The organism is Stenotrophomonas sp. FW305-3-2-15-E-LB1 (assembly GCF_058787375.1).
The window spans coordinates 65,374-86,370 of record NZ_JBYSZR010000015.1 but is presented as its reverse complement, the minus strand read 5'-3'; the positions used below and the strand labels follow the sequence as shown (position 1 = coordinate 86,370).

Annotated in this window: 9 protein-coding genes; 2 read left to right on the top strand and 7 right to left on the bottom strand. The window is 65.0% G+C overall.

What is annotated here, in order from left to right; translation table 11 throughout:
- Positions 1 to 131: 131 nt before the first annotated feature.
- Both AC3WL7_RS12555 and AC3WL7_RS12550 read right to left on the bottom strand, forming a co-directional pair.
- Positions 132 to 1,718 (bottom strand): phytoene desaturase family protein, encoded by a 1,587-nt coding sequence (locus tag AC3WL7_RS12555; protein WP_492750515.1) that lies wholly within the window; start codon positions 1,716 to 1,718, stop codon positions 132 to 134.
- Entirely contained in the window at positions 1,715 to 2,197 is a 483-nt protein-coding gene (locus tag AC3WL7_RS12550; RefSeq protein ID WP_492750513.1) for a VOC family protein, read from the bottom strand. The genes AC3WL7_RS12555 and AC3WL7_RS12550 overlap by 4 nt, the downstream gene beginning before the upstream one ends.
- Before the next feature lie 134 nt (positions 2,198 to 2,331).
- On the opposite strand from AC3WL7_RS12550, the gene AC3WL7_RS12545 reads away from it, so the two are divergent.
- Positions 2,332 to 3,987, top strand: a complete 1,656-nt coding sequence (locus tag AC3WL7_RS12545) for a saccharopine dehydrogenase family protein (protein WP_492750511.1) — start codon at positions 2,332 to 2,334, stop codon at positions 3,985 to 3,987.
- Positions 3,988 to 4,728: 741 nt separating this feature from the next.
- Positions 4,729 to 7,767 (top strand): TonB-dependent receptor, encoded by a 3,039-nt coding sequence (locus AC3WL7_RS12540; protein WP_492750509.1) that lies wholly within the window; start codon positions 4,729 to 4,731, stop codon positions 7,765 to 7,767.
- Between the two features lie 127 nt (positions 7,768 to 7,894).
- Here the strand turns inward: AC3WL7_RS12540 and AC3WL7_RS12535 are convergent, their stop codons facing one another.
- The 5 genes from AC3WL7_RS12535 to AC3WL7_RS12515 form a co-directional block, all read right to left on the bottom strand.
- Positions 7,895 to 9,901 carry a M13 family metallopeptidase gene (locus tag AC3WL7_RS12535; protein WP_492750507.1) on the bottom strand — a complete coding sequence of 669 codons (2,007 nt, stop codon included), beginning with the start codon at positions 9,899 to 9,901 and terminating at the stop codon, positions 7,895 to 7,897.
- 229 nt (positions 9,902 to 10,130) lie between these two features.
- Positions 10,131 to 12,236 carry a M13 family metallopeptidase gene (locus AC3WL7_RS12530; RefSeq protein ID WP_108747114.1) on the bottom strand — a complete coding sequence of 702 codons (2,106 nt, stop codon included), beginning with the start codon at positions 12,234 to 12,236 and terminating at the stop codon, positions 10,131 to 10,133.
- Positions 12,237 to 12,425: 189 nt separating this feature from the next.
- Positions 12,426 to 15,398, bottom strand: a complete 2,973-nt coding sequence (locus AC3WL7_RS12525; protein ID WP_313419352.1) for a TonB-dependent receptor domain-containing protein — start codon at positions 15,396 to 15,398, stop codon at positions 12,426 to 12,428.
- Positions 15,399 to 15,774: 376 nt separating this feature from the next.
- On the bottom strand, positions 15,775 to 18,654 hold the full coding sequence (locus AC3WL7_RS12520) for a TonB-dependent receptor domain-containing protein (protein WP_492750503.1): 2,880 nt from the start codon (positions 18,652 to 18,654) through the stop codon (positions 15,775 to 15,777).
- Positions 18,655 to 18,843: 189 nt separating this feature from the next.
- The gene (locus AC3WL7_RS12515) at positions 18,844 to 20,865 is read right to left on the bottom strand and encodes an alpha/beta hydrolase family protein (protein ID WP_492750501.1); all 2,022 of its coding nucleotides are present in this window, start codon (positions 20,863 to 20,865) and stop codon (positions 18,844 to 18,846) included.
- Positions 20,866 to 20,997 lie beyond the last annotated feature (132 nt).

The window sequence follows — 20,997 nt, the reverse complement described above, 5'->3', positions numbered from 1 at the left end:
GGGTAGGTGCCGACCGTTGGTCGGCACGCTCTGGATCGGATCATTTGACGCTGTGGGTGCCGACCGTTGGTCGGCACGCTCTGGATCGGATCATTTGATGCTCTGGGTGCCGACCGTTGGTCGGCACGCCGTCACAAATCCTGCAACACCACCTGCGCCGCATTGTGCCCCGGTGCTCCGGTCACGCCGCCGCCGGGATGGGTGCCCGAACCACACAGGTACAGCCCCGGCAGCGCACCGCGATAGCCCGCCTGGCCGACCATCGGCCGCGCCGAGAACAGCTGGTTGGCGCTGAGCGCACCGTGGAAGATGTCGCCGCCGATCAGGCCGAAGGTGCGTTCCAGGTCCAGCGGTGACAGCGCCTGCCGGCCGAGCACGCTGGCCGCGAAGCCCGGCGCGTGCTGCTCGACCGTGGCGATCATCAGGTCGGCCACTTCATCGCGATGATCATCCCAGTGCCGCCCGCCGGGCAGCACCGGCGCGACGTGCTGGCAGAACAGGCTGGCCACATGCTGCCCGGGCGGGGCCAGCGAATCGTCCAGCGTGCTGGGAATCAGCATCTCCACGATCGGTTCGCGCGACCAGCCCTCGCGGCGCGCATCCAGCCAGGCGCGGTCCATGTACTCCAGGCTGGGCGCCATGATGATGCCGGCGCTGAGGTGATCGCCGGGGCCGGGCAGGGCGCGGAAATCCGGTAGCCGTGACAGTGCGACGTTCATCCGGAACGTGCCCGAGCCGCAGCGCCACTGCGCCATCCGCTCGCGCGTCGCCTGCGGTACCTCTGCCGGTTCCAGCAACCGCTCGTAGAGCAGCTTGGGATTGACGTTGGCGATCACCGCGCGTGCGCGCAGGGTTTCGCCGTTGCCCAGTTCCACGCCGGCCGCACGGCCCTGCTCGACCAGAACGCGCCGCACACCGGCATCCACGCGCAGTTCGGCGCCGGCGTCGCGCGCCGAGGCGGCAATGGCCTGGCTGATCGCGCCCATGCCACCGATCGCGTGGCCCCAGGCACCTTTCACGCCATTGCACTGGCCGAACACGTGGTGCAACAGCACGTAGGCGCTGCCCGGCGTGTACGGGCTGGCGAAATTGCCGACGATGCCATCGAAGCCAAACAGCGCCTTGATCGGTTCGCTCTCGAACCAGCGGTCCAGATACTCGGCGGCCGATAGCGTGAACAGGTCCAGCAGCTCCTGCCGCAGCGAGGCGTCCAGCGTGGCCAGTTCGCGGCCGAGGCGTCCCATCTGCCAGAGCGCGGGCAGGGCGCGCCATCCGCCGGCCACGCCCAGGTCCGGTGGCGCACGCAGTGCCCATGCGCGCAGCACGTCGGCGAAGATCTCCAGCCGCGCTTCGTACTCGGGAAGCCGCTGTGCATCGCGCGCGGAGAACTTCGCGACCTCGGCCTGGGTGCGGCCCGGTGCCGACAGCAGGTAGCGGCCATCGTCCAGTGGCAGGAAGTTGTTGGCCGGCCGGTTGACGATGCGCAGGCCATGGGCATGCAGCTGCAGGTCATCGATCACCTTCGGCTGCAGCAGCGACACGGTGTAGGACGCCACCGAGTTGCGGAAGCCGGGATGGAACTCCTCGGTAACCGCCGCTCCGCCCAGTAGGTCGCGGCGCTCCAGCACCAGCACCTTCTTTCCCGCTCGCGCCAGGTAGGCCGCAGACACCAGCCCGTTGTGGCCGCCGCCGACGATGATGGCATCCCACTGGCTCATGCCTGGGCGATCGCCGCTTCGATGGTGGCGATGTCGATCTTCTTCATCGGCATCATCGCGTTGAAGGCGCGCTTGGCCAGCGCCTTGTCCGTGCTGGTCACCGCCTCGATCAGCATGCGCGGGCTGATCTGCCAGGACACGCCCCAGCGGTCCTTGCACCAGCCGCAGTCGCTTTCCTGGCCGCCATCGCCGACGATGGCATTCCACAGGCGATCGGTTTCGGCCTGGTCGGTGGTCTGGATCTGGAACGAGAACGCTTCGTTGTGCTTGAAGGCCGGGCCGCCATTGAGGCCGACGCAGGCCACGCCACAGACGGTGAACTCGACGGTGAGCACGGCGCCTTCCTGGCCGGCCGGGTAGTCCCCGGGTGCGTGGTGGACGGCGGTCACCGCGCTGTCGGGGAAGGTGTTGGCGTAGAAGGTGGCGGCCTCCAGCGCATCCTTGTCGTACCACACGCAGATGATGTTCCTGATGGCCATGAGCGGCTCCGCAGCGGGCGAAGGCGCAGCGATAGCACGGGCGGTGTTAATGCCGGATCGTGCTGCACTGCAGAACCGCGCTACCATCCTGCGGGAGAGCAGTTCCCTCCATGGCAGCACGACAAGGACGATGCGTGAAGATCCTGATCCTGGGCGGATATGGTGTATTTGGAGGGCGCCTGGTGCAGTTGCTGGCGGATCTGCCGCAGCTGGAGCTGCTGGTGGCCGGGCGCACCCTGGCGGCGGCCGAGGCGTTCTGCCTGGCGTACCGCGGCCAATCCACGCTGCGGCCCTTGCGGGTGGACCGGCAGCAGCTGGCGCCGACGTTGCAGGCCGAACGGCCCGGCCTGGTGGTCGATGCATCCGGCCCCTTCCAGGATTACGGCAGCCAGCGCTATGCGGCCATCGAAGCCTGCATCGCCGCCGGCATCGATTATCTGGACTTTGCCGACGCGGCAGATTTCGTTTCGGGTGTTCCGCAGTTCGATGCGCAGGCGCGGGCGGCCGGCGTCTACGTGCTGTCCGGGGTCAGCAGCTTCCCGGTGCTGACCGCTGCGGTGCTGCGGGTGATGGCCACGCGCATGGACATCCTCAGCGTGGAAGGCGGCATCGCGCCGTCACCGTATGCGGGCATCGGCCTGAACGTGATGCGCGCGGTGGTGGGCTATGCCGGCGCGCCGGTGAAGCTGCGCCGTGGTGGGCGTGACAGCCACGGCGTGGGCCTGGCCGAGAGCCGCCGCTTCACTGTCGCGGTGCCGGGCCGGATACCGCTGCGCAACCTGCATTTCTCGCTGGTGGACGTGCCCGACCTGCAGGTGCTGCCGCCGGAACACCCGACGCTCACCGATATCTGGATCGGCGCCGGTCCGGTGCCGGAAGTCCTGCACCGCATCCTCAACCTGTTGGCCAAGGCCCGCCAACGACTGCGCCTGCCATCGCTGGAACCGTGCTCGCAGCTGTTCTACACCGTGCTGAACCTGATGAAGTTTGGCGAGCATCGCGGCGGCATGATCGTGCGCGCGGTCGGAGTGCGTGACGGTGCGCCGCTACGCCAGAGCTGGCACCTGCTGGCCGAGGCCGATGATGGCCCCTACATTCCATCGATGGCCATCGAAGCGCTGATCCGCAAGCAGCTCCTCGGCGAGCGGCCAGCGCCGGGTGCGCGCCCCGCGACGCACGCGCTGGAGCTGGCCGACTACGATCGATTGTTTGCCGGCCGCAGCATCCATACCGGCTTCCGCCACGACATGCCCGGCGCCAGCCTGTACCAGCGCGTGCTGGGTGACGCCTATGCGCGGCTGCCAGCGGCCGTGCAGGCGCTGCATGCGCCCGGCGCGGCGCGGTGCTGGCAGGGCAGGGCGCGGGTGCAGCGCGGCCGAGGCCTGATGTCGCGTCTGCTGGGTGCGCTGTTTGGTTTTCCGGCGGCGGGCGAGCAGGTACCGGTCAGCGTTGAGTTCACGCCGGAAGCCGGTGGCGAGCGCTGGACGCGCACGTTTGCCGGCCGCCGTTTTTCCTCGCTGCAGACCGAAGGGTGCGGCCGCAACGAGGCGCTGCTGGTCGAGCGTTTCGGTGCGGTGTCGGTGGCCCTGGCCGTCGTGGTCGAGGGCGGCCGGCTGCAGCTGGTACCGCGCCGCTGGTCGCTGCTCGGCATTCCGCTGCCACGCGCGCTGCTGCCGGGTGAGAACAGCTTCGAGTCGGAAGTGGACGGGCGTTTCGTGTTCGATGTCGAGATCGGTGCGCCGCTGGTCGGACGCATCGTGCACTACCGGGGAACGCTGGAACCAGGGTGAGGGGCACTGATGCAGGCGTGCCTGCATCGGGCGTGTCGCAATCGGAACCAAGCGCTGTCGCTTCCTGCTTTGGCCGTCGCGCTTGTGCTGTGCTGGCGTGACGCATGCTGCCCGTCATGCATCGGTTTGAGCATGACCCTGATCGTGTCCACGGTTCGCTTTTTCTCCAGGGTTTTCAATCGCATGGCGTGAGCTCCGGTGCGCGCTGGGGCGTGCGGCGTGGCGCATCCAACCCGGTTTGCCGAGGGGCGAGGCACTGACTCGCAGGGTTTCGCCGTGCATATATCTCCTGGTCAGTCCCACGCGGACAGCGGCTCTCTCTTCGCACGGGTTGGCCTGGCCCTGATCGCCGTCGGGCCTTCTTTCGCAGTCCTGCCTGCATGGGGCTACGGCGCCTTTTTCCGTCGCGGTACTTCGTTCCCGGGGAATCGATGAAACCGAAAGCATTAACTCAGTAAACCTTTCGAATATCCCGGATTCGCGGCGCGGATTCTCTCGAATACCGCCGTCGATAAGCGGTCAAAAATGCCCGCAAAAGTCTCAGTTGAATGGAATGTAAACAATTGTTTTCTTTTGTATCAAGAAAAAGTCAATTAAATCAACAAGATAAAATATTTGCTATCAACCCTTGCAAGTTAAACTTTTATGAAATTAATATTCTGTTCAGCTGCTACGAAGATGAAACGCTGATGCAGCGAGTCTGAAAAACGAGTGTGTCTTTTCACGGAACAAGGAATTTTCATGACCTATAGCAAGACGGCCATCCGGCTGAAGCGCACGGCACTTGCCGCTGTCCTGACCTCCTTCATCGGCGCCGCCGCGGCGCAGAGCACCACCGGTTCCCTGTACGGCAACGCCCCGGCCGCCGCAGGCGCCACGGTCGTCGTACAGAGCGACTCGGGCCTCAAGCGCAGCGCGAACGTCGATGCAAACGGCCGCTACAACCTGGGTTCGCTGCCGGTGGGCCGGTACTCCATCACCCTCGAGCGTGACGGGCAGGTGGTAGAGCAACGCGACAACGTGCTGCTGAAGGTCGGCGTAGGCACGGAAGTCTCCTTTGGCCAGTCCGCCAGCGGCGGTGCCACCAACCTCGATGCAGTGAACGTCACTGCGGCCAACATCCCGAAGATCGACGTGACCAACACGGTCTCCAAGTCGGTCATCACCTCCGAACAGCTCGATGTCCTGCCGCTGGGTCGCAGCGCCGAAGCGATCGCCCTGCTCGCGCCAGGCGTCGTCGCCGGCAGTGGCGAGTTCTCCAATGGTTCGCGCTCGGTGCTGTCGTTCGGCGGCTCCAGTGTCACCGAGAACGCGTACTACCTGAACGGCTTCAACGCGACCAATCCGCTCAATGCAATGGGCGGTGTCAGCCTGCCGTATGGCTCGATCGACCAGCAGGAAACCTTCATGGGTGGCTACGGCGCGGGCTACGGCCGTTCCACCGGCGGCGTGATCAACCAGCTCGGCAAGCGCGGTACCAATGAGTGGAAGTTCGGCTTCCAGACCACCTGGTCGCCCGATTCGCTGGCCGAATCGCCGCGCGACATCTACTACCCCAACCACACCGCGCCGCCGGGTCTCGAACTCGAGGACGATACCGGCACGGTGGCCGGCTCCCTGTACCGCTCGCGCAAGGGTGACACGGCAACCCGCACCACCTACAGCGGCTATGTCAGCGGCCCGCTGATCGAGGATCGCCTGTTCATCCATCTTGCCGCCGAGAAGGATCGCAACGAGGGCGTGTCCACCAGTGCTGCCGAAGCCGCACAGCAGATCCGCAGCCACTACACCACCGATACGCCCAAGTTCTACGGCAAGATCGACTGGAACATCAACGACAGCAACACGCTGGAATACACCCGGCTGCAGAACACGGACCGCTACAGCAGCTACTACCGCGAGTTCGACTACGACACGATGAGCGAAGGCGAGCGCACTGGTACCTTCGCCAACACGACCAAGCTCAAGGACGAGTTCGACATCTTCAAGTACACCGGGTACCTGACCGATGACCTGACCCTGAGCGCCGTGTGGGGCCGCAGCAAGGAAACCAACCTGGAATCCAATCCGCAGGATTCGGGCAATCCCTACATCAGTGGACCGACCAGCCAGGATCCGTCGATCACCGGCGGTACGCCGATCCGCAACGACCAGACCGCGCTGTACACCAAGTCGCTGGACGCGGGCAGCAAGACCCGCGGCCTGCGCGTGGACCTGCAGTACCGCATCGGCAGCCATGAGCTGACCGCCGGTATCGACAACATGACCTACCAGGGCCACAACGAAGGGCAGGCGATGACCGGCCCGGGTTACGCCTGGATCTATTCGCGCATCGCACCGGGTTCTTCGCCGGCGCCGGCGTTCGACGTCGCCGCTCCGGGTGGTGATGGCTACTACGTGCAGAAGTACATCTTCTCCACCACCACCAGCATGTCGGTGGAACAGAAGGCCTACTACCTGGAAGACCGCTGGCAGGTCAGCCCGAACTGGCTGCTGACCCTGGGCCTGCGCAACGACAAGTTCACCAACTACAACAGCTCGGCCATTGCCTACGTTGAAAGTGGTGACCAGTGGGCCCCGCGCCTGGGCGCCAGCTGGGATGTCTTTGGTGATTCGTCGATGAAGGTGTTCGCCAACCTCGGCCGCTACTACCTGGCCCTGCCCAACAGCGTGGCCATCCGTGGCGCATCGGCATCGACCTATACCCGTGAGTACTTCACCTACGGTGGCATCGATGCCAACGGCAACCCGACCGACCTGACCGCACTGGGCCCGGGCCCGGTATCGACCAACAACGAGTACGGCGTTGCGCCCGATCCGTTGTCGGTTGCACCGACCGACCTGAAGTCGCAGTACCAGGATGAGTTCATCATGGGCTTCGAGAAGACCCTGGGCTCGTCCTGGAACACGGGTGCGAAGTTCACCTACCGTCGCCTGCAGACCGCCATCGACGATACCTGCGACTCCGACCAGATCTACGCGAAGCTCGATGCGATGGGCGTTGATACGGACGGCCTGGAAGTGCCGGGCTGCGTGATCTTCAACCCGGGCAAGACCAACACCTTCATGGTCAAGCACAGCGATGGCTCGGGTTACACGCCGGTGCAGATGAGCTCGTCGGACTGGGGCTACAACGGCAACAAGGCCAAGCGCAGCTACGTTGCAGTCGATCTGTTCATCGAACATCCGCTGAGTGACAAGTGGTACGGCCGCCTGGATTACACCTGGTCGCGCAGCTACGGCAACACCGAAGGCCAGGTCAAGTCGGACATCGGCCAGGATGAAGCGGCCAAGACCCAGGACTGGGATTCCTACTACCTGATGGAGTACGCCGGTGGCTACCTCGCCAACGACCGTCGCCACCAGCTGAAGGGCTATGGCGCGTACCAGTTCAACGATGAGTGGACGGCGTCGGCCACCCTGCGTGTCACCTCGGGCATGCCGAAGAGCTGCCTGGGCTATTACGGTGCCGATGGCAGCGATCCGATCGGCTATGAATCGTCGTACCACTACTGCAACGGCGAGCCGTCGCGCCCGGGTGATGCCGGCCGCCAGCCGTGGACCTACCGCTTCGACCTGGGCGTGATGTACCGCCCGGCCTTTGCCGACCACAAGCTGGCATTCGGCCTGGACGTGTTCAATGTGCTCAACCAGCGCCGTGCGGTCCAGTCCGATCCGTCGTATGAATCGGGCCAGCACACGATTTCCAATACCTACGGTATCGGCACCTTCTACACCGCGCCGCGTTCGGTGCGCCTGAGTGCGTCCTACGACTTTTGATGTAAAACCCGCTCTCTTTCAGTAGGACGTTTGACCCCGGCATCTGCCGGGGTCTTTTTATGTGCGGGCACCGCCCACGAAAAAGGCGCCCTGCGGCGCCTTCTCCGTTACTGCACCACGCTCGTGGTCAGCGCCAGACCTTGATCTGCTCGGCGTCGGTGCGCTGCATCGGCTGGCCGGCCTTGCAGCTGAACGTCGCGCCGAACGCCGGCAGGTTCGCCAGCGGGCCGTTGGTGCGCCAGCGGCCCGGTGCACGGATGTCGGCGGTCAGGCGGCGAGCGGCTTCGTTCGGCGACAGCTGCTGCGGCCACAGTGCAGCCCAGGCGCGGAAGAAGCCCTGCTGCTGCGCCGGCTTGGCCTTCGGCTCCTGCGCGGTGTAGGCCGCCCAGGCCAGTTCCAGGCCGGCGATGTCGGCCAGGTTCTCTTCCTGGGTCAGCGTCCCGTTGACCTTGGCGCCCTTCACGCCGGGGAATTCGTAGGCGCCGTACTGCGCGGCCACGCGGCTGCCCAGCAGGGTCCAGGCGGTCTTGTCGGCCGGGGTCCACCAGCTGCGCAGTTCACCCTTGGCATCGACCAGCGCGCCCTTGGCATCGATGGCACGGTTCAGTTCGTGGCCGACCAGGCCACCGAAGCTGCCGAACTTGTCGGCGGCATCGGCCTTGGCGTTGAACACCGGGCCCTGCAGGATGGCGGCGGTGACGATCAGGCGGTTCTGCGCAAGGTCGTAGGCCAGCGACGGCTGCTGCGGCAGCACGTCCCAGCGGCGGTCGGCGTTGCCCTTGCCGATGCGCTTCATTTCCTCGCGGTGGCGCCAGGTCGAAGCGATCAGCATGTTGCCGCCGAACGAGCCACGGCCCATCGGCTGCACGGTGTAGTCCAGGTCGCGCAGCGGGGTGCCGATCTCGATCTTCAGCGCGCCCAGCTTGGCCTGGGCTTCGGCCTTGGCCTCGGCGCTCATCCAGGTGCTGTTCTTGACCGCCTCGATCTGCACTTCACGCACCTTGTCGACGATCCACGCCGCCTGGCGACGGTCTTCGGCGGACAGGTGGCGGGCGGCGTACTCGCGGCCGACCATCGGGCCGGCGGCCACGTTGATGGCATCCAGGACGCTTTCCCAGCGCTGCGCGGGCAGGGTCTGGCCACGCAGCACGCGGCCGCGGAACTCGAACTCGGCGTCGCGGTAGGCCTTGGACAGGTACGGCGCCATCGAGTCGCCCACGCGCCAGCGCAGGTAAGCCTTCCACTGTTCCGGCTTGAGCTTGGTGACCATGGTGTCGAGCTGCTTGAACAGGCCCGGGTCAGCCAGCGAGACCAGGTCGTCGTTCACGCCCTGCACCTTCAGGAAGGCATCCAGCTGCAGGTTGCGGTAGCGGCTGTTGAGATCCTTGGTGGAAATCGGCGCGTAGTTGTTGAACGGGTTGTTGATGCCGGCCAGCGACTGCGCGTTGCGGGCCAGTTCGGTTTCCAGTTCGATCACCGACTGCGATTCGGCATCCAGCTTGGCTGCCGGGGTACCGGTCAGGGCCAGGATCTGCTTGACGTAGTTGCGGTAGCGGCCCATCAGGGCCACGGTGTCGGCGTCGGTACGGGTGTAGAACGCCGGGTCGGGCAGGCCCATGCCGCCCTGCATGAAGTAGCCGATGTGGCGGTCCAGCGCCTTCAGGTCCACGTCCGGGCCGAAGTTGAAGGCCACCGGGATGCCGACCTGGTGCAGCGCGGCGATCGAGGCCGGCACGTCCTTGGCCTTCTTGATCGCATTGATGCGGGTCAGCAGCGGGGCGATCGGGTTGGAGCCATCGGCTTCCACCGCGGCTTCGTCCAGGCCGCTGGCCCAGAAGTCGCCCAGCAGCTTCTGCACGTTGCCCTGCGGCGCCTTCATCGAGGCGTCCAGCAGTTCACGCTGCTGCTGGCGGCTGCGGTCGACCAGCTGGCCCAGTGCGGTGGCGGCGCCGGACTGCGGCACCGGGTTGGCCTTCAGCCAGTCCGCGTTGGTGGCATCGTAGAAATCGCTGCACTGGGCGCTGACGGCCGGGGCGCGCACGGCCTTCTTCTTGGCGGCGAACGCATCGTGGGTCGGGACCAGGGTCGCCAGGCTGATACCCAGGGCGACGGCAAGCGGACGGAAATTGGGCATGTAGAACGAATCCGTGATGGATTGAGGGCGGGCGAACTATAGCAAGCCGTGCATGGGCACGGGATGCATGCGTCACGTCACATCCGCCGGGCATGGCCCGGCGCTACCGGGGTGTGTGGCATGGGCACGGGATGCATGCGCCACGTCACATCCGCCGGGCGGGTGCTGCACAAAAAAAGGCCCGGGAAATCCCGGGCCTTCGAGGGTCTGCCTTGGCGTCAGCCGCGGCTTACCAGATCACCACCTGCTGGTCGCCGGTGCGGGCCATCGGCGAGCCGGCCTTGCACTGGAATGCAGCGGCGAAGGTCGGCAGGTTCGACGGCGCACCCATGGCGCGGAACTGCGCCGGGGCGTGCGGGTCGGTGGCCAGGCGGACCTTGGCGTTTTCAGCGGTGTACTTGGTGCGCCACACGGTGGCCCAGTTGAAGAAGAAGCGCTGGTCGCGGGTGAAGCCGTCGACCTTCGGATCTTCCTTGCCGGCGGTGGCCTTCTGCAGGGCGTCGTAGGCGGTGGCCAGGCCACCCAGGTCGGCGATGTTCTCGCCCAGGGTCAGGTGGCCGTTCACGGCCTGGCCGTCGACCTTGTACTGGTCGAACTGCTTGACCAGCTTGCCGGTCAGGCCTTCGAAGTTCTTCTTGTCAGCCGGGGTCCACCAGTCTTCCAGGTTGCCGGTCGGCCCGAAGCGTGCGCCCTGGTCGTCGTAACCGTGGGTCATTTCGTGGCCGATCACTGCGCCGATGCCGCCGTAGTTCAGCGCGTCGTCGGCCTTCGGGTCGAAGAACGGCGGCTGCAGGATGGCAGCCGGGAACACGATCTCGTTCTGCAGCGGGTTGTAGTAGGCGTTGACCGTCTGCGGGGTCATGCCCCACTCGGTCTTGTCCACCGGCTTGCCGACCTTGGACAGGTTGAACTTGTAGTTGAACTCGTTGGCGGCGCGCACGTTGCCCAGGTAGCTGTCGCGCTGGGTCTGCAGGCCGGCCCAGTCACGCCACTTGTCCGGGTAACCGATCTTCGGGGTGAAGGTTTCCCACTTGGCGATGGCCTTGGCCTTGGTCTCGTCGCTCATCCAGCTCAGGCCCTGGATGCGTTCCTTCAGCGACGCGGCCAGGTTCTTCACCAGTTCTTCCATCTTCGCCTTGGCTTCCGGCGAGAAGGCGACCTTCACGTACAGCTGGCCGAAGGCTTCGCCGGCATCGTTCTCGATGGTGCCCAGCACGCGCTTCCAGCGCGGCTTCTGCTCCTTCTGGCCATTGAGGGTCTTGCCGTAGAACTCGTAGTTCTCCTGCACGAAGGCGTCGGCCAGGTACGGCGAGGCGCCATCAACGGTGTGGAAGCGCAGGTAGGCGCGCCAGACCGACGGATCGGTGTCGCCCAGTGCCTTGCTCACTTCCTCGTGGAAGGCCGGCATGGCCAGCGAGAACTTCTCCGGTGCGGCAACGCCCTGCGACTTGAAGAACTCGGTCCAGCTGAAGTTCGGGGTCAGCTTGTCGGCGTCGGCCAGGGTGACCGGGTTGTAGAACAGCTCGACGTTGCGCGACAGGTCGACGCGCGACTTGGAAGCCTTGGCCAGGCGGGTCTCGAACTTGACCACGTCCTCGGCCTGCTTGGCGGCATCGGCAGCGGCCACGCCCGACAGTTCCAGCACCTTGGCGACGTGCGCCTGGTAGGCCTTCAGCTTGTCGGCGTTCTTGGTGTCGGTGTAATAGGTGGTGTCCGGCAGGCCCAGGCCGCCCTGGCTGGCGTAGGCCATGTTCATGGCCGAGTTCTTGAAGTCCGCTTCGGCGCCGAAGCCGAACAGGACGTTGTCGCCCTTGGCTGCGCTGGTGCGCAGGTAATCGGCGATGGCGGCCTTGTCCTGCAGGCCGTCGATGGCGGCCAGGTCAGCCTTCAGCGGCTCGATGCCCTGGGCGTTGATCTTGGCTTCGTCCATGCCGGTGGCCCACAGGTCGCCGACGATCTTCTCGATGTGGTTCGGGTTCTTGACCTGGGCAAGCTGCTCGGCCAGCTGGTGCTGCACGGCCACCGAACGCTCGTCGAGGATGGTGAAGGCGCCCCAGCTGGTGCGGTCGCCCGGAATCTCATTGGCGGCCAGCCACTTGCTGTTGACGTAGTCGCCAAAGGCGCCGCAGGCGTCCATCGCGCTGTCCAGGTCACTGGCCTGGAAGGCGTTGTAGGCCGGCAGCTTGGCCTCGTCCAGCTTGTAGGTGGTGGCCTGGTCAGTGGCGGCCGGCGTGGAGGCGGTGGCGTCCTTTGCCGGGGTGTCGGTCTTGCCGCAGCCGACCAGCGCGGCCGAAACGGCCAGGGTCAGCAGCACGATCTTGGGAGTACGGGTCACTTGAATGGCCTCCAGGCCGAGTGATTCAGGGAAGGGCCGTTTGGGGCGGCCGTGGGCCGAACGATACGCCGCTGGCCCGCCCTGCAAGGGTGTCGAAGGTCATGGCCGGGTGCAAGGGCCGGGCGGGGCCCATAAAAAGACAGACCCGGCAAAAGCCGGGCCTGTCGGGGTATTGCGGTCCTGACGGGATCAGAACTTGTAGGTCACGCCCACGTAGGCATAACGGCCGACCATGTCGTAGTAGGACGAGCCCAGATCGGTGCCGAAGTAGTTCACCGGCGGATCCTTGTCGAACACGTTGTCCACGCCCAGGTAGACCTCCACGCCGGAGTCCGCGATCTTATAGCCGACCTGCATGTTGTGGTACAGGTACGACGGGTTGCGGATCGGGCTCTGCGAACCCGGGTTGGACTTGTAGCTGTCCGGGGTCACGCGCAGGTTGCCGTCGACGTAGATCATGTCCCACTTCGCGCGGAAGTTGCCCAGGTCATAGTTGACGTTGAACTGGCCGCGCCAGCGCGGATCGCTGTAGTAGGTGACGTACTCGGTGAACTCATCCGGGAACGCCTGGAAGGCCCACTCACGCGACTGGATCAGGCGGGTACCGACCAGGCGCAGGGTGGTGTTGCCGCCTGCCAGCTGGAAGCGGTAGTCCATTTCCACGTCGACGCCGACGCGGCGGGACTTGGCCAGGTTCTCGGCAAGCGCGGTCCAGCCGATGATGCTGTACGGGGTGCCTGCGGTGCCGCTGGCGCGGACCACCATGTCGCAGAACGAGTTGTTCTGCACGCCGCCGGGCGAGTCAACGCAACGGGTTGCGTTGGTCTGCGCGGTCACCGAACCGATCGCGTCTTCCAGCGTGATGCGCCAGTAGTCCATCGACATGCCGAAGCCGTCCAGGAACTCAGGCTGCCACACGAAGCCCATCGTCACCGACTTGGAGCGTTCCGGCTTCAGGTCCGGGTTGCCGCCGCTGACGCCCGGGCGGGTCGCCGTGTAGGTGTCCACCCAGTTGCTCGGGATGCCCAGCGCGGCGCAGTTGGCTGCACGCAGTGCCGGGTCCTTCGCGGTGCTCGGACGGTTCGAGTTGGTCGACAGCGTGTTGCAGGGGTCGTTGATGGTCGCGAAGTTCTGCGACTGCGGGTTGAACAGCTCGCCGATGCTCGGGGCGCGGACGGCCTTGGCCAGGCTGGCGCGGAAGCGCAGGGAGCTCAGCACTTCCCAATCCAGGCCGACGTTCCAGGTCTTGGTTTCGCCGATGGTGCTGTAGTCCGAGTAACGACCGGCCAGATCCAGGTTCAGGCGGCGGATGCCCGGGATGTCGGCCAGCAGCGGCACCGAGGTTTCCACGAAGGCTTCCTTGGTGTCGTACTCGCCACCACGGCTCGGGATGGCGTTCAGGAAGGTCAGGCCCATCGCCGACAGCGGATCGGTGTTTTCCTGGCTCTGTTCCTTGCGGTACTCCACGCCTGCTGCGATGCCCATGTCACCGGCCGGCAGCGAGAACAGCGAGCCGTTGGCCACCGAGGCGCTGAACACCTGCTGCTTCAGCTTGGACTGGTTCAGCGAGTTGGTGTTGAACCATGCAGCTGCTTCCGGGCTGACCTTGCCGTTGCCCATCACGTTGAACGGAACGCAGCCGGCGACCAGGGCGGCCGAGTAGGCGCGGCCGGTATACGGGTTGACGGCGTTGGGGTTCAGCGTCGAGCGGCAGACGATCTGGCCATTGGCCGGATTGATGACGGCATCCAGACCGGCCTGCCAACGCTCTTCAATGCGGTTGTTGAAGTTGATGCGGTCGATGGTGGTCTGGCCGAAGTTGGCCGAAGCCTCGTAGGTCCAGTCGGCGCCCAGGTTGCCTTCCAGGCCCAGCACGGCACGTGCGGTGGAGCGCTCGACGTTCTCGCCGCGGCGGCCGGAATCAACGTTGAAGCGCGACACGAGCAGGGTGCTCAGGCCGTTCGCGTCCATCAGGGCGCCCAGCTCCGGGGTCACGTAGGCATTGTCGCGCTGGATGCGCAGGGCGCGCGCGGTACCCACCTGGTCGAAGGTCGGCTGGCCGAAGAACTCCGATTCGGTCTTGGTGTACTTGCCTTCGAAGAACAGGCGGTGGTCGTCGTTCAGATCGAAGTTGACGGCGGTGTTGAAGCTGAAGCGGTTGAACGCCGGCTCCAGATCCGCGACGGCATTCAGATCGGCGAAATCGCAGTTCGTACAGGTGTTCGCGCTGACGATCGTGCCGTCATAGCGGTTCTTGCGGAACGTGCCATCGGGGTTGAACACATAGCGGTTCGAACCGTCAGCGCGGAATGCGCCGAGGGTGAACGTGCCGCCGTAGGACAGCGCATGGTTGCCGCCCGGACCCTGCAGGATGGTCTGCGGGTTGCTTTCGCTCGGCGGCTTGCTGGCGTCATAGTTCGGGTTGTTGACCGTGGTCAGGAACTCACGGCCGATCGCGCGATCACCACGGCCGTAGCGGCCCTGGGTGCTGTACTCCATCGCGATGGCGGCGCTGCCGCGGCCGTCGGCAAAGTCCTTGCCGCCGGAGAAGCTGATGAAGGAACGGTCGAAGCTGCCTTCCGATGCCGCGCCGCGCTGGGCGCGCAGTTCGAAGCCATCGAACTTCTTCTTCATGATGAAGTTGACCACGCCGGCAACCGCATCGGCGCCGTACACGGCGGACGCACCACCGGTGATCACTTCAACGCGCTCGATCCACTCGACCGGGATGGTGTTGACGTCCACGGCGGTGGAGCCCGGGCTGGCGCCCACGTGGCGGCGACCGTTGACCAGCACCAGGGTGCGTGCGGTGCCCATGCCACGCAGATCCATCAGGCCCAGACCGGCGGTGCCGATGAAACGGGTCGAGTTGCCCATGGTGTAGGTCGGGGTGAGCTGCGGCATCTTTGCCATCAGGTCACCGATGTTCACCGCGCCGGTGCCACGGATTTCCTCGGCCGAGATGGCCGTGACCGGCGACGGGGTGACGAAACCGGTACGCGCGATACGCGAGCCGGTGACGGTGACCTTGTCCAGGTCGACGGCCCTGTTGCCGGTGGACTCGGCGTCCTGGGCGAAGGCCGGTGCTGCAGCGGCGGCCATCAGGCCGGCCAGCAGGGCGCAGGTCAGCGGGTGGCGACCGGGCGTGCGGTGAATCGTCATGCGTGAAACCCCCTAATGGATGTGAATGCTGGCTTCCGTGCCGTAGTTCTGTGTGCGTTCATGTGTCGTCCTGACTCGCCTCGAACCTAACACGGTCTTAACGAGAAATGCATGTTTCCATCACGCATTGACGCGTTGCGTGTCCCAGTTGTTCATCAAATTGCAACAAATACAGTGGCTTAGTCTCAGTTGTGATGGTTACGTCTGTAAGCCAACAATAGAGATGAATAGGGGATTAAGCGAAGCTTTGCGCAGAAGTGGCGTGGGCTTTGCGCAAGCTGGCGTCTCGGGCGTCTGTCCGCGCGTCGGCTGCCGGGCTGAAGACAAAAGAAAAGGGCGGCCGAAGCCGCCCTTTTCATGTTGACGTTGTCGCCGGTCAGAACTTGTAGGAAACCCGGGCGAAGAACGTACGGCCGTACCAGTCGTACTGCGATGCGTACAGCGGGGTGTTGCCGTAGCGGGTACCGGCGGTGTTGGAAATCAGGTCCGGTGCCTTGTCGAACAGGTTGCGCACGCCGACCATCAGGCTCCAGTCGTCCATGTTGTAGGCCACCGAGACGTTGTGGCGGAACTGCCAGCCGGCCTTGATGTCGCGCGTTGCGTTCTGGTAGCCGGAGTAGGTGAAGGTCCGGTCCAGATCCTTGTTCTGCGTGCTGCTGTTGTAGACACCCTGCCAGTTGAAGGCCCAGTCACCGCGCTCCAGGCTCACGCTGGCCAGGCCGACGGTCTTCGGACGGCCGATGTAGCCCACCTGGTCGGAGGTGGTGAAGCCGCTGTCAGCTGCCGAGTCGAACAGCTGGTAGGTGTCTTCCAGCGTGTAGGTGACCTGCGCTTCGGCGGACAACTTGCCGAAGGCGAAGTCGTTGTCGTAGTTGATCTGCAGGTCGTAGCCGCGGGTACGCTCGCGGTTGATGTTCACGTACTGGTTGTAGATGGTGGTGATCTGGTTCGGGTTGGCCGGATCGGTCGGGCTGTTGCGCACCAGGTTGTTGCAGAACGAGTTCGGGTACACGGCCGAACCGTAGCAGCCGAACACGATGTCGTATTCGTCAAGCTGGGTGATTTCGCCGCGCACGTCGTAGTCGAAGTAGTCCAGCGCGATGTTCAGGTTGGCGAAGGTCGGGGTCCACACCAAGCCCAGGGTCTTGGCCTTGGAGGTTTCCGGCTTCAGCTGGCCCGCGCCGCCACCGGAATAGATGGTGGCACTGCCACCGCCGCCTGCGTAGGTTTCCGGAATGCCAGCCGCACCGCAGTTGGCGCGCAGGAAGTCGTTGTTGCTGTCGCCCCACAGGATGCAGGGGTCGATCTGGTTCTGGGCCAGGAAGCCGGTCTGGTTGCCCAGGTACAGCTCATACAGGCCCGGCGCACGGTAGGAGGTGCCCATGGTGCCGCGGACGCGCAGCGAGGGGACGATCTGCCAGTTCACGCCGGTCTTCCAGACCTTGTCCGAACCCGACACGGAGTCATATTCGAACACGCGGCCGGACAGGTTGACCGACAGCGATTCGATGCCCGGAATGCCCTTCAGCAGCGGCACGTCCACTTCGGCGAAGGCTTCCTTCACCTTGTCGGTGCCCTTGGTGATGTCGGCGGTGCTGGAACCCCAGATGTTGCCCGAGCGCGAGAACTCCGACGGGGTGTCGTTGATCTTGTACTTGCGGAACTCGACGCCGAAGGCCGAGGCGACGTCGCCGGCCGGCAGGGTGAACAGGTTGCCGCTGAGGATGGCGTTCGCGCTGGTCTGTTCGTACACGGTGTTGCCAGTGTGGTACCGGCCGATCGCGTTCACCAGCTCGTCCATGCGCTGGCCGCTCAGGAAGCCGGCGTTGAAGTAGTCAACCGGCATGTCGCCGCTGTTGTCGTAGGACAGATCACCCGTGCGCGTCGCATCGATGGCCAGCGCACCGTAATCGCCGCTCGAGCGGCTGTAGCCGGCATTGATTTCCCAGGCCCAGCTCTCGGTGGACTTGAACTGGCCATCGAACTTGGTGGTGCCGTAGAAGTAGTCGACGGTGATCTTCTGGTCGCTCGGGAACGGCATGATGACCTGGAAGAGGTCATCGGCCGCTTCGCTGTACACGATCGGGAAGAACTGGCGCCAGGAGTGCGCCTTGGTCTCGCGGCGGTTGTACAGGAACTGCGTCTTCCAGTTGAAGCTGTCGAAGCTGAAATCGGTGGCGGCGTACAGCGTGGCGCGTTCGCGCTGGTTGATCACTTCCTGGTCATGGTAGAACGGGTAGTTCAGCACGTCCTCGTAATAGGCCGTACCACCGTTGGCGTAGGTGGGGGTCGGGCGCGGACGCGGGCGGTAGCCCGGGAACGGACCGACAGTGCTGCCATCGGGCGAGGGCACGTAGCGGATCGCCGAGTTGTTGTAGTTGATGATGGTATTGGCGTACAGGTTGCCGGTGCTGCAGCCTGCCAGGTCGGTGCCGGCCAGGATCGAACGATCCTCGCGGTCGATACGCTTGCCGTCAGTGCCCCACACCATGTCCTGGGCGCAGGAGAAGAAGTCACGGTCGCCCACGGTCAGGGCGTTCAGGCGGTCCCACTGGGCCGCAGCAACGATGCTGCCCTTCTCGAAGTTCCAGCCGTTGGCGATCGAGGCAGAGAACTGCTCGCCGCCGCCGTGCTGCGGAACGCTCATCGAGTAGGTCATCTCCGGGCGGTCGATGCTCTTCTTGGTGATCAGGTTGACCACGCCGGCCAGAGCGTCCGAGCCGTAGATGGAGGACGAGCCGTCCTTCACGATTTCAATGCGCTGCAGGATGGCCTGCGGAATCACGTTCAGGTCGAATGAGCCGACCTGGCCGCGGGTACCGGCCGGGCCGGGGCGCTGGCCGTCGAGCAGGACCAGGGTGCGGTTGGCGCCCAGGCCACGCAGCGAGACGGTCTGCACGCCGGTGCCGCCTTCGACGACGAAGCCGCCGAACTGGTTGTTCATCTGGGTCGAGCCAGCGGCGATCGCCGAGGTCTGCAGGAAGTCAGCGGTGTCGAACTGACCGGAGGCGATGCCCTTTTCGATCGAGATGACCTGCACCGGCGAGGTGGTTTCGTACTCCGGGCGCTTGATGAGCGAACCGGTGACGCTGATGGCATCCAGGTTAGTGGCGTTCTTGGACGCGCTGCTCGACGTGGTCGTCGGCTGCTGCGGTTCCGCTTCCTGGGCAAAGACGGGCGCGGCCTGCAGGCATGCGAGGACGGCGAGGGTCAATGGGACGCGGCTTGGCTTGATCTGGCGATTGGCGGTGCGCATTTCGGTTGGATCCCCACTTGTTATGCTTCGGTTAAGCGAGTGTAAGTAGGGCGTTAGCTAAATGCAATATGAATATGAAAATTTATAACTCGTTGTTTTTAAAAGACATCTGGGGCTTTTGAAGCAAAAAAACCCTCTCGATTCAGGTTCGAGAGGGTTTTTCTTCACATCTTTGTGTTAAGGGTGAAATCAGAGGCCGCCGGGGCCGCAGTCGTTCTTCAGGAACGATTCGATCAGGCCCAGCGTCTCGCGCTGCTGGCGCGGGTACCACGGCATGCTGTGCTGCTGGTCGGCGATCAGGCGGAACTTCGCCGGCACCTTGCCTTTGACCGCGTCGTAGAAGCCCTGTGCGTGGAACGAGGGCGTGCGCACGTCGCGGTCACCGACGAACAGCATGACCGGGATGTTGGCCGACGCGGTGTTGCGCATCGGATCCATGCCCTTGACGGTCTGCCCCTGCAGGATGCGCTGCAGGCGGTTGTCGCTCCACGACGTGCCCAGGCGGGCAAGGTCGGTCACCGGCGCACCTGCGATGGCGCACTGGTACGGCGAGTTCGGTCGCACCGTCGCCGCAGCAGCGGCGAAACCACCGTAGGAGTAGCCGAAGATCGCGATGCGGTCCTTGGCAGCGAAGCCCTGCGACACCAGCCAGGCGGCACCGTCGTCGTTGTCGTCGGACATCTTCTGGCCCCATTCGCGGTCGCCGGCGATCCACAGCTCGCGACCCAGGCCCGACGAACCGCGGTACTGCGGGCGAAGCACTGCGTAGCCGCGCGAGGTCAGCAGTGCGATCCAGCCCGAGGCGTCCCACTGCACGTAGTCGCGCGCCCAGGGGCCGCCATGCGGGTTGACGATGGCCGGCGGTGCCGGGTCGCCGTCCTTCCAGCCCTGCGGCAGGTCCAGGATGGCGGGAATCTCGCGCCCGTCGCGGGCCTTGTAGGTGACCCAGCGCTCTTCGCCGGTGGCGCCCTTGGCGATCCACGGGCGCTCGCTGCCCAGGCTGACCACATTCTTGCGGTCCAGCAGCAGGAAGTAGCTGGTGGGCGCATCAGGGCCGACGGCGCGGAACAGGATGCGCGAGAAATCATCGTTGTAGCGGGCGATTTCCACCTGGCGCCCGCCGGCGGCCTGCTTCAGCGTGTCCTGGATCGACTTCAGGGTCGGGTCCACGTACACCGTCTGCGCGCTGGGGCCATCGATGGTGAAGCCCACGACCTGGTTGAAGGTCTTCGGCTGGGTGCTGAACACCAGGCTGGCGATGGAGAAGTTCGGGTTGGCGAGGACGGGCTCGGGGTCGAACTTCTGCAGCTTTGCGTCGTAGAGATGGACCTGGACCTTGTCCGAGAACAGGTCGGTCAGGATGTAGTACTTGCCGGTGGCGTCATCCACGCCGGCCAGCTCCACCGTGTGCCGGTTGGACAGCTTGGACAGCAGGGGCTTCTGCAGCACGAACTGGCCGGACGACGGGTCCAGGATCAGCACCTGCTGCTCGTAGTCGCCGCTGACCGGTTCGATCTGCGCCTTGGCCAGCACCTTGCCGGTGCGCGCGTCGAACAGCGCGGGCTGGGCGCGCGTACCGCCGCGGAACAGCAGCTCGGTTTCCTTGGTCTTGAGGTTGTACAGATAGTAGTTGGCGGTCAGCGAGATTTCGCTCAGCTGGCGGATGATCACCCGGTCCGGATCCAGCGGCAGCATGTTGACCAGCGACGCGGTGCCACCCAGTTCAAGGCAGCGCTGGGTCTGCTCGCTGACGCCCAGCTTGCGGGTGTTGTCGGCGAAGGCTTCGCCGAAATCCTTCTGGGTCGTGTCGGTCAGGTAGGTCTTGACCACGAAGGTCTTGGTCGCGCCGGAAACACTGCCTTCGCCACAGCCGCCCAGCTGGCCGGTCCATTCCTGGCGGCCGACAGCGAGGATGCGGTCGGATTTCAGCGCCGCGGCGGCGATGAACTTCATGCGGTCGCCAGACGGCGTGACCACCTTCGGGCCGCCGGACAGGCTGTCGGTGTCCCAGCTGGCCAGCGCGGTTTCTTCCGGGTTGGCCGGGGACGGGATCAGTGCGACCAGGTGCTTGCCGTCAGGGCTCATCGAAACCGACTGCAGCGCCGGCAGGCGCGCCAGGTCTTCAATGGGGACGGGGGCGGCGTGGGCAGAGGTGCCGGCCAGGGCCAGGGCCAGGGCCGTACCTAGGCGGAAGCGGGGAATCACGTGCATTTCTTGTCCTTGGGCTGCGCGTTGATCGAGGTCGAAAGCTGACTGATTGGTGAACGGATTCGGACGGTAGCAGATGTTCGGTAGGCGCGTCAGTGCCAACCGGAGCGCCTTCATCGCCTGGCCCGGCGGGTC

What these genes read in the sequence shown, in the direction of transcription:
- AC3WL7_RS12535 (WP_492750507.1), bottom strand. Translation starts at nt 9,901, where the DNA reads ATGCCCAATTTCCGTCCGCTTGCCGTCGCCCTGGGTATCAGCCTGGCG.
- AC3WL7_RS12540 (WP_492750509.1), top strand. Translation starts at nt 4,729, where the DNA reads ATGACCTATAGCAAGACGGCCATCCGGCTGAAGCGCACGGCACTTGCC.
- AC3WL7_RS12550 (WP_492750513.1), bottom strand. Translation starts at nt 2,197, where the DNA reads ATGGCCATCAGGAACATCATCTGCGTGTGGTACGACAAGGATGCGCTG.
- AC3WL7_RS12525 (WP_313419352.1), bottom strand. Translation starts at nt 15,398, where the DNA reads ATGACGATTCACCGCACGCCCGGTCGCCACCCGCTGACCTGCGCCCTG.
- AC3WL7_RS12520 (WP_492750503.1), bottom strand. Translation starts at nt 18,654, where the DNA reads ATGCGCACCGCCAATCGCCAGATCAAGCCAAGCCGCGTCCCATTGACC.
- AC3WL7_RS12515 (WP_492750501.1), bottom strand. Translation starts at nt 20,865, where the DNA reads ATGCACGTGATTCCCCGCTTCCGCCTAGGTACGGCCCTGGCCCTGGCC.
- AC3WL7_RS12555 (WP_492750515.1), bottom strand. Translation starts at nt 1,718, where the DNA reads ATGAGCCAGTGGGATGCCATCATCGTCGGCGGCGGCCACAACGGGCTG.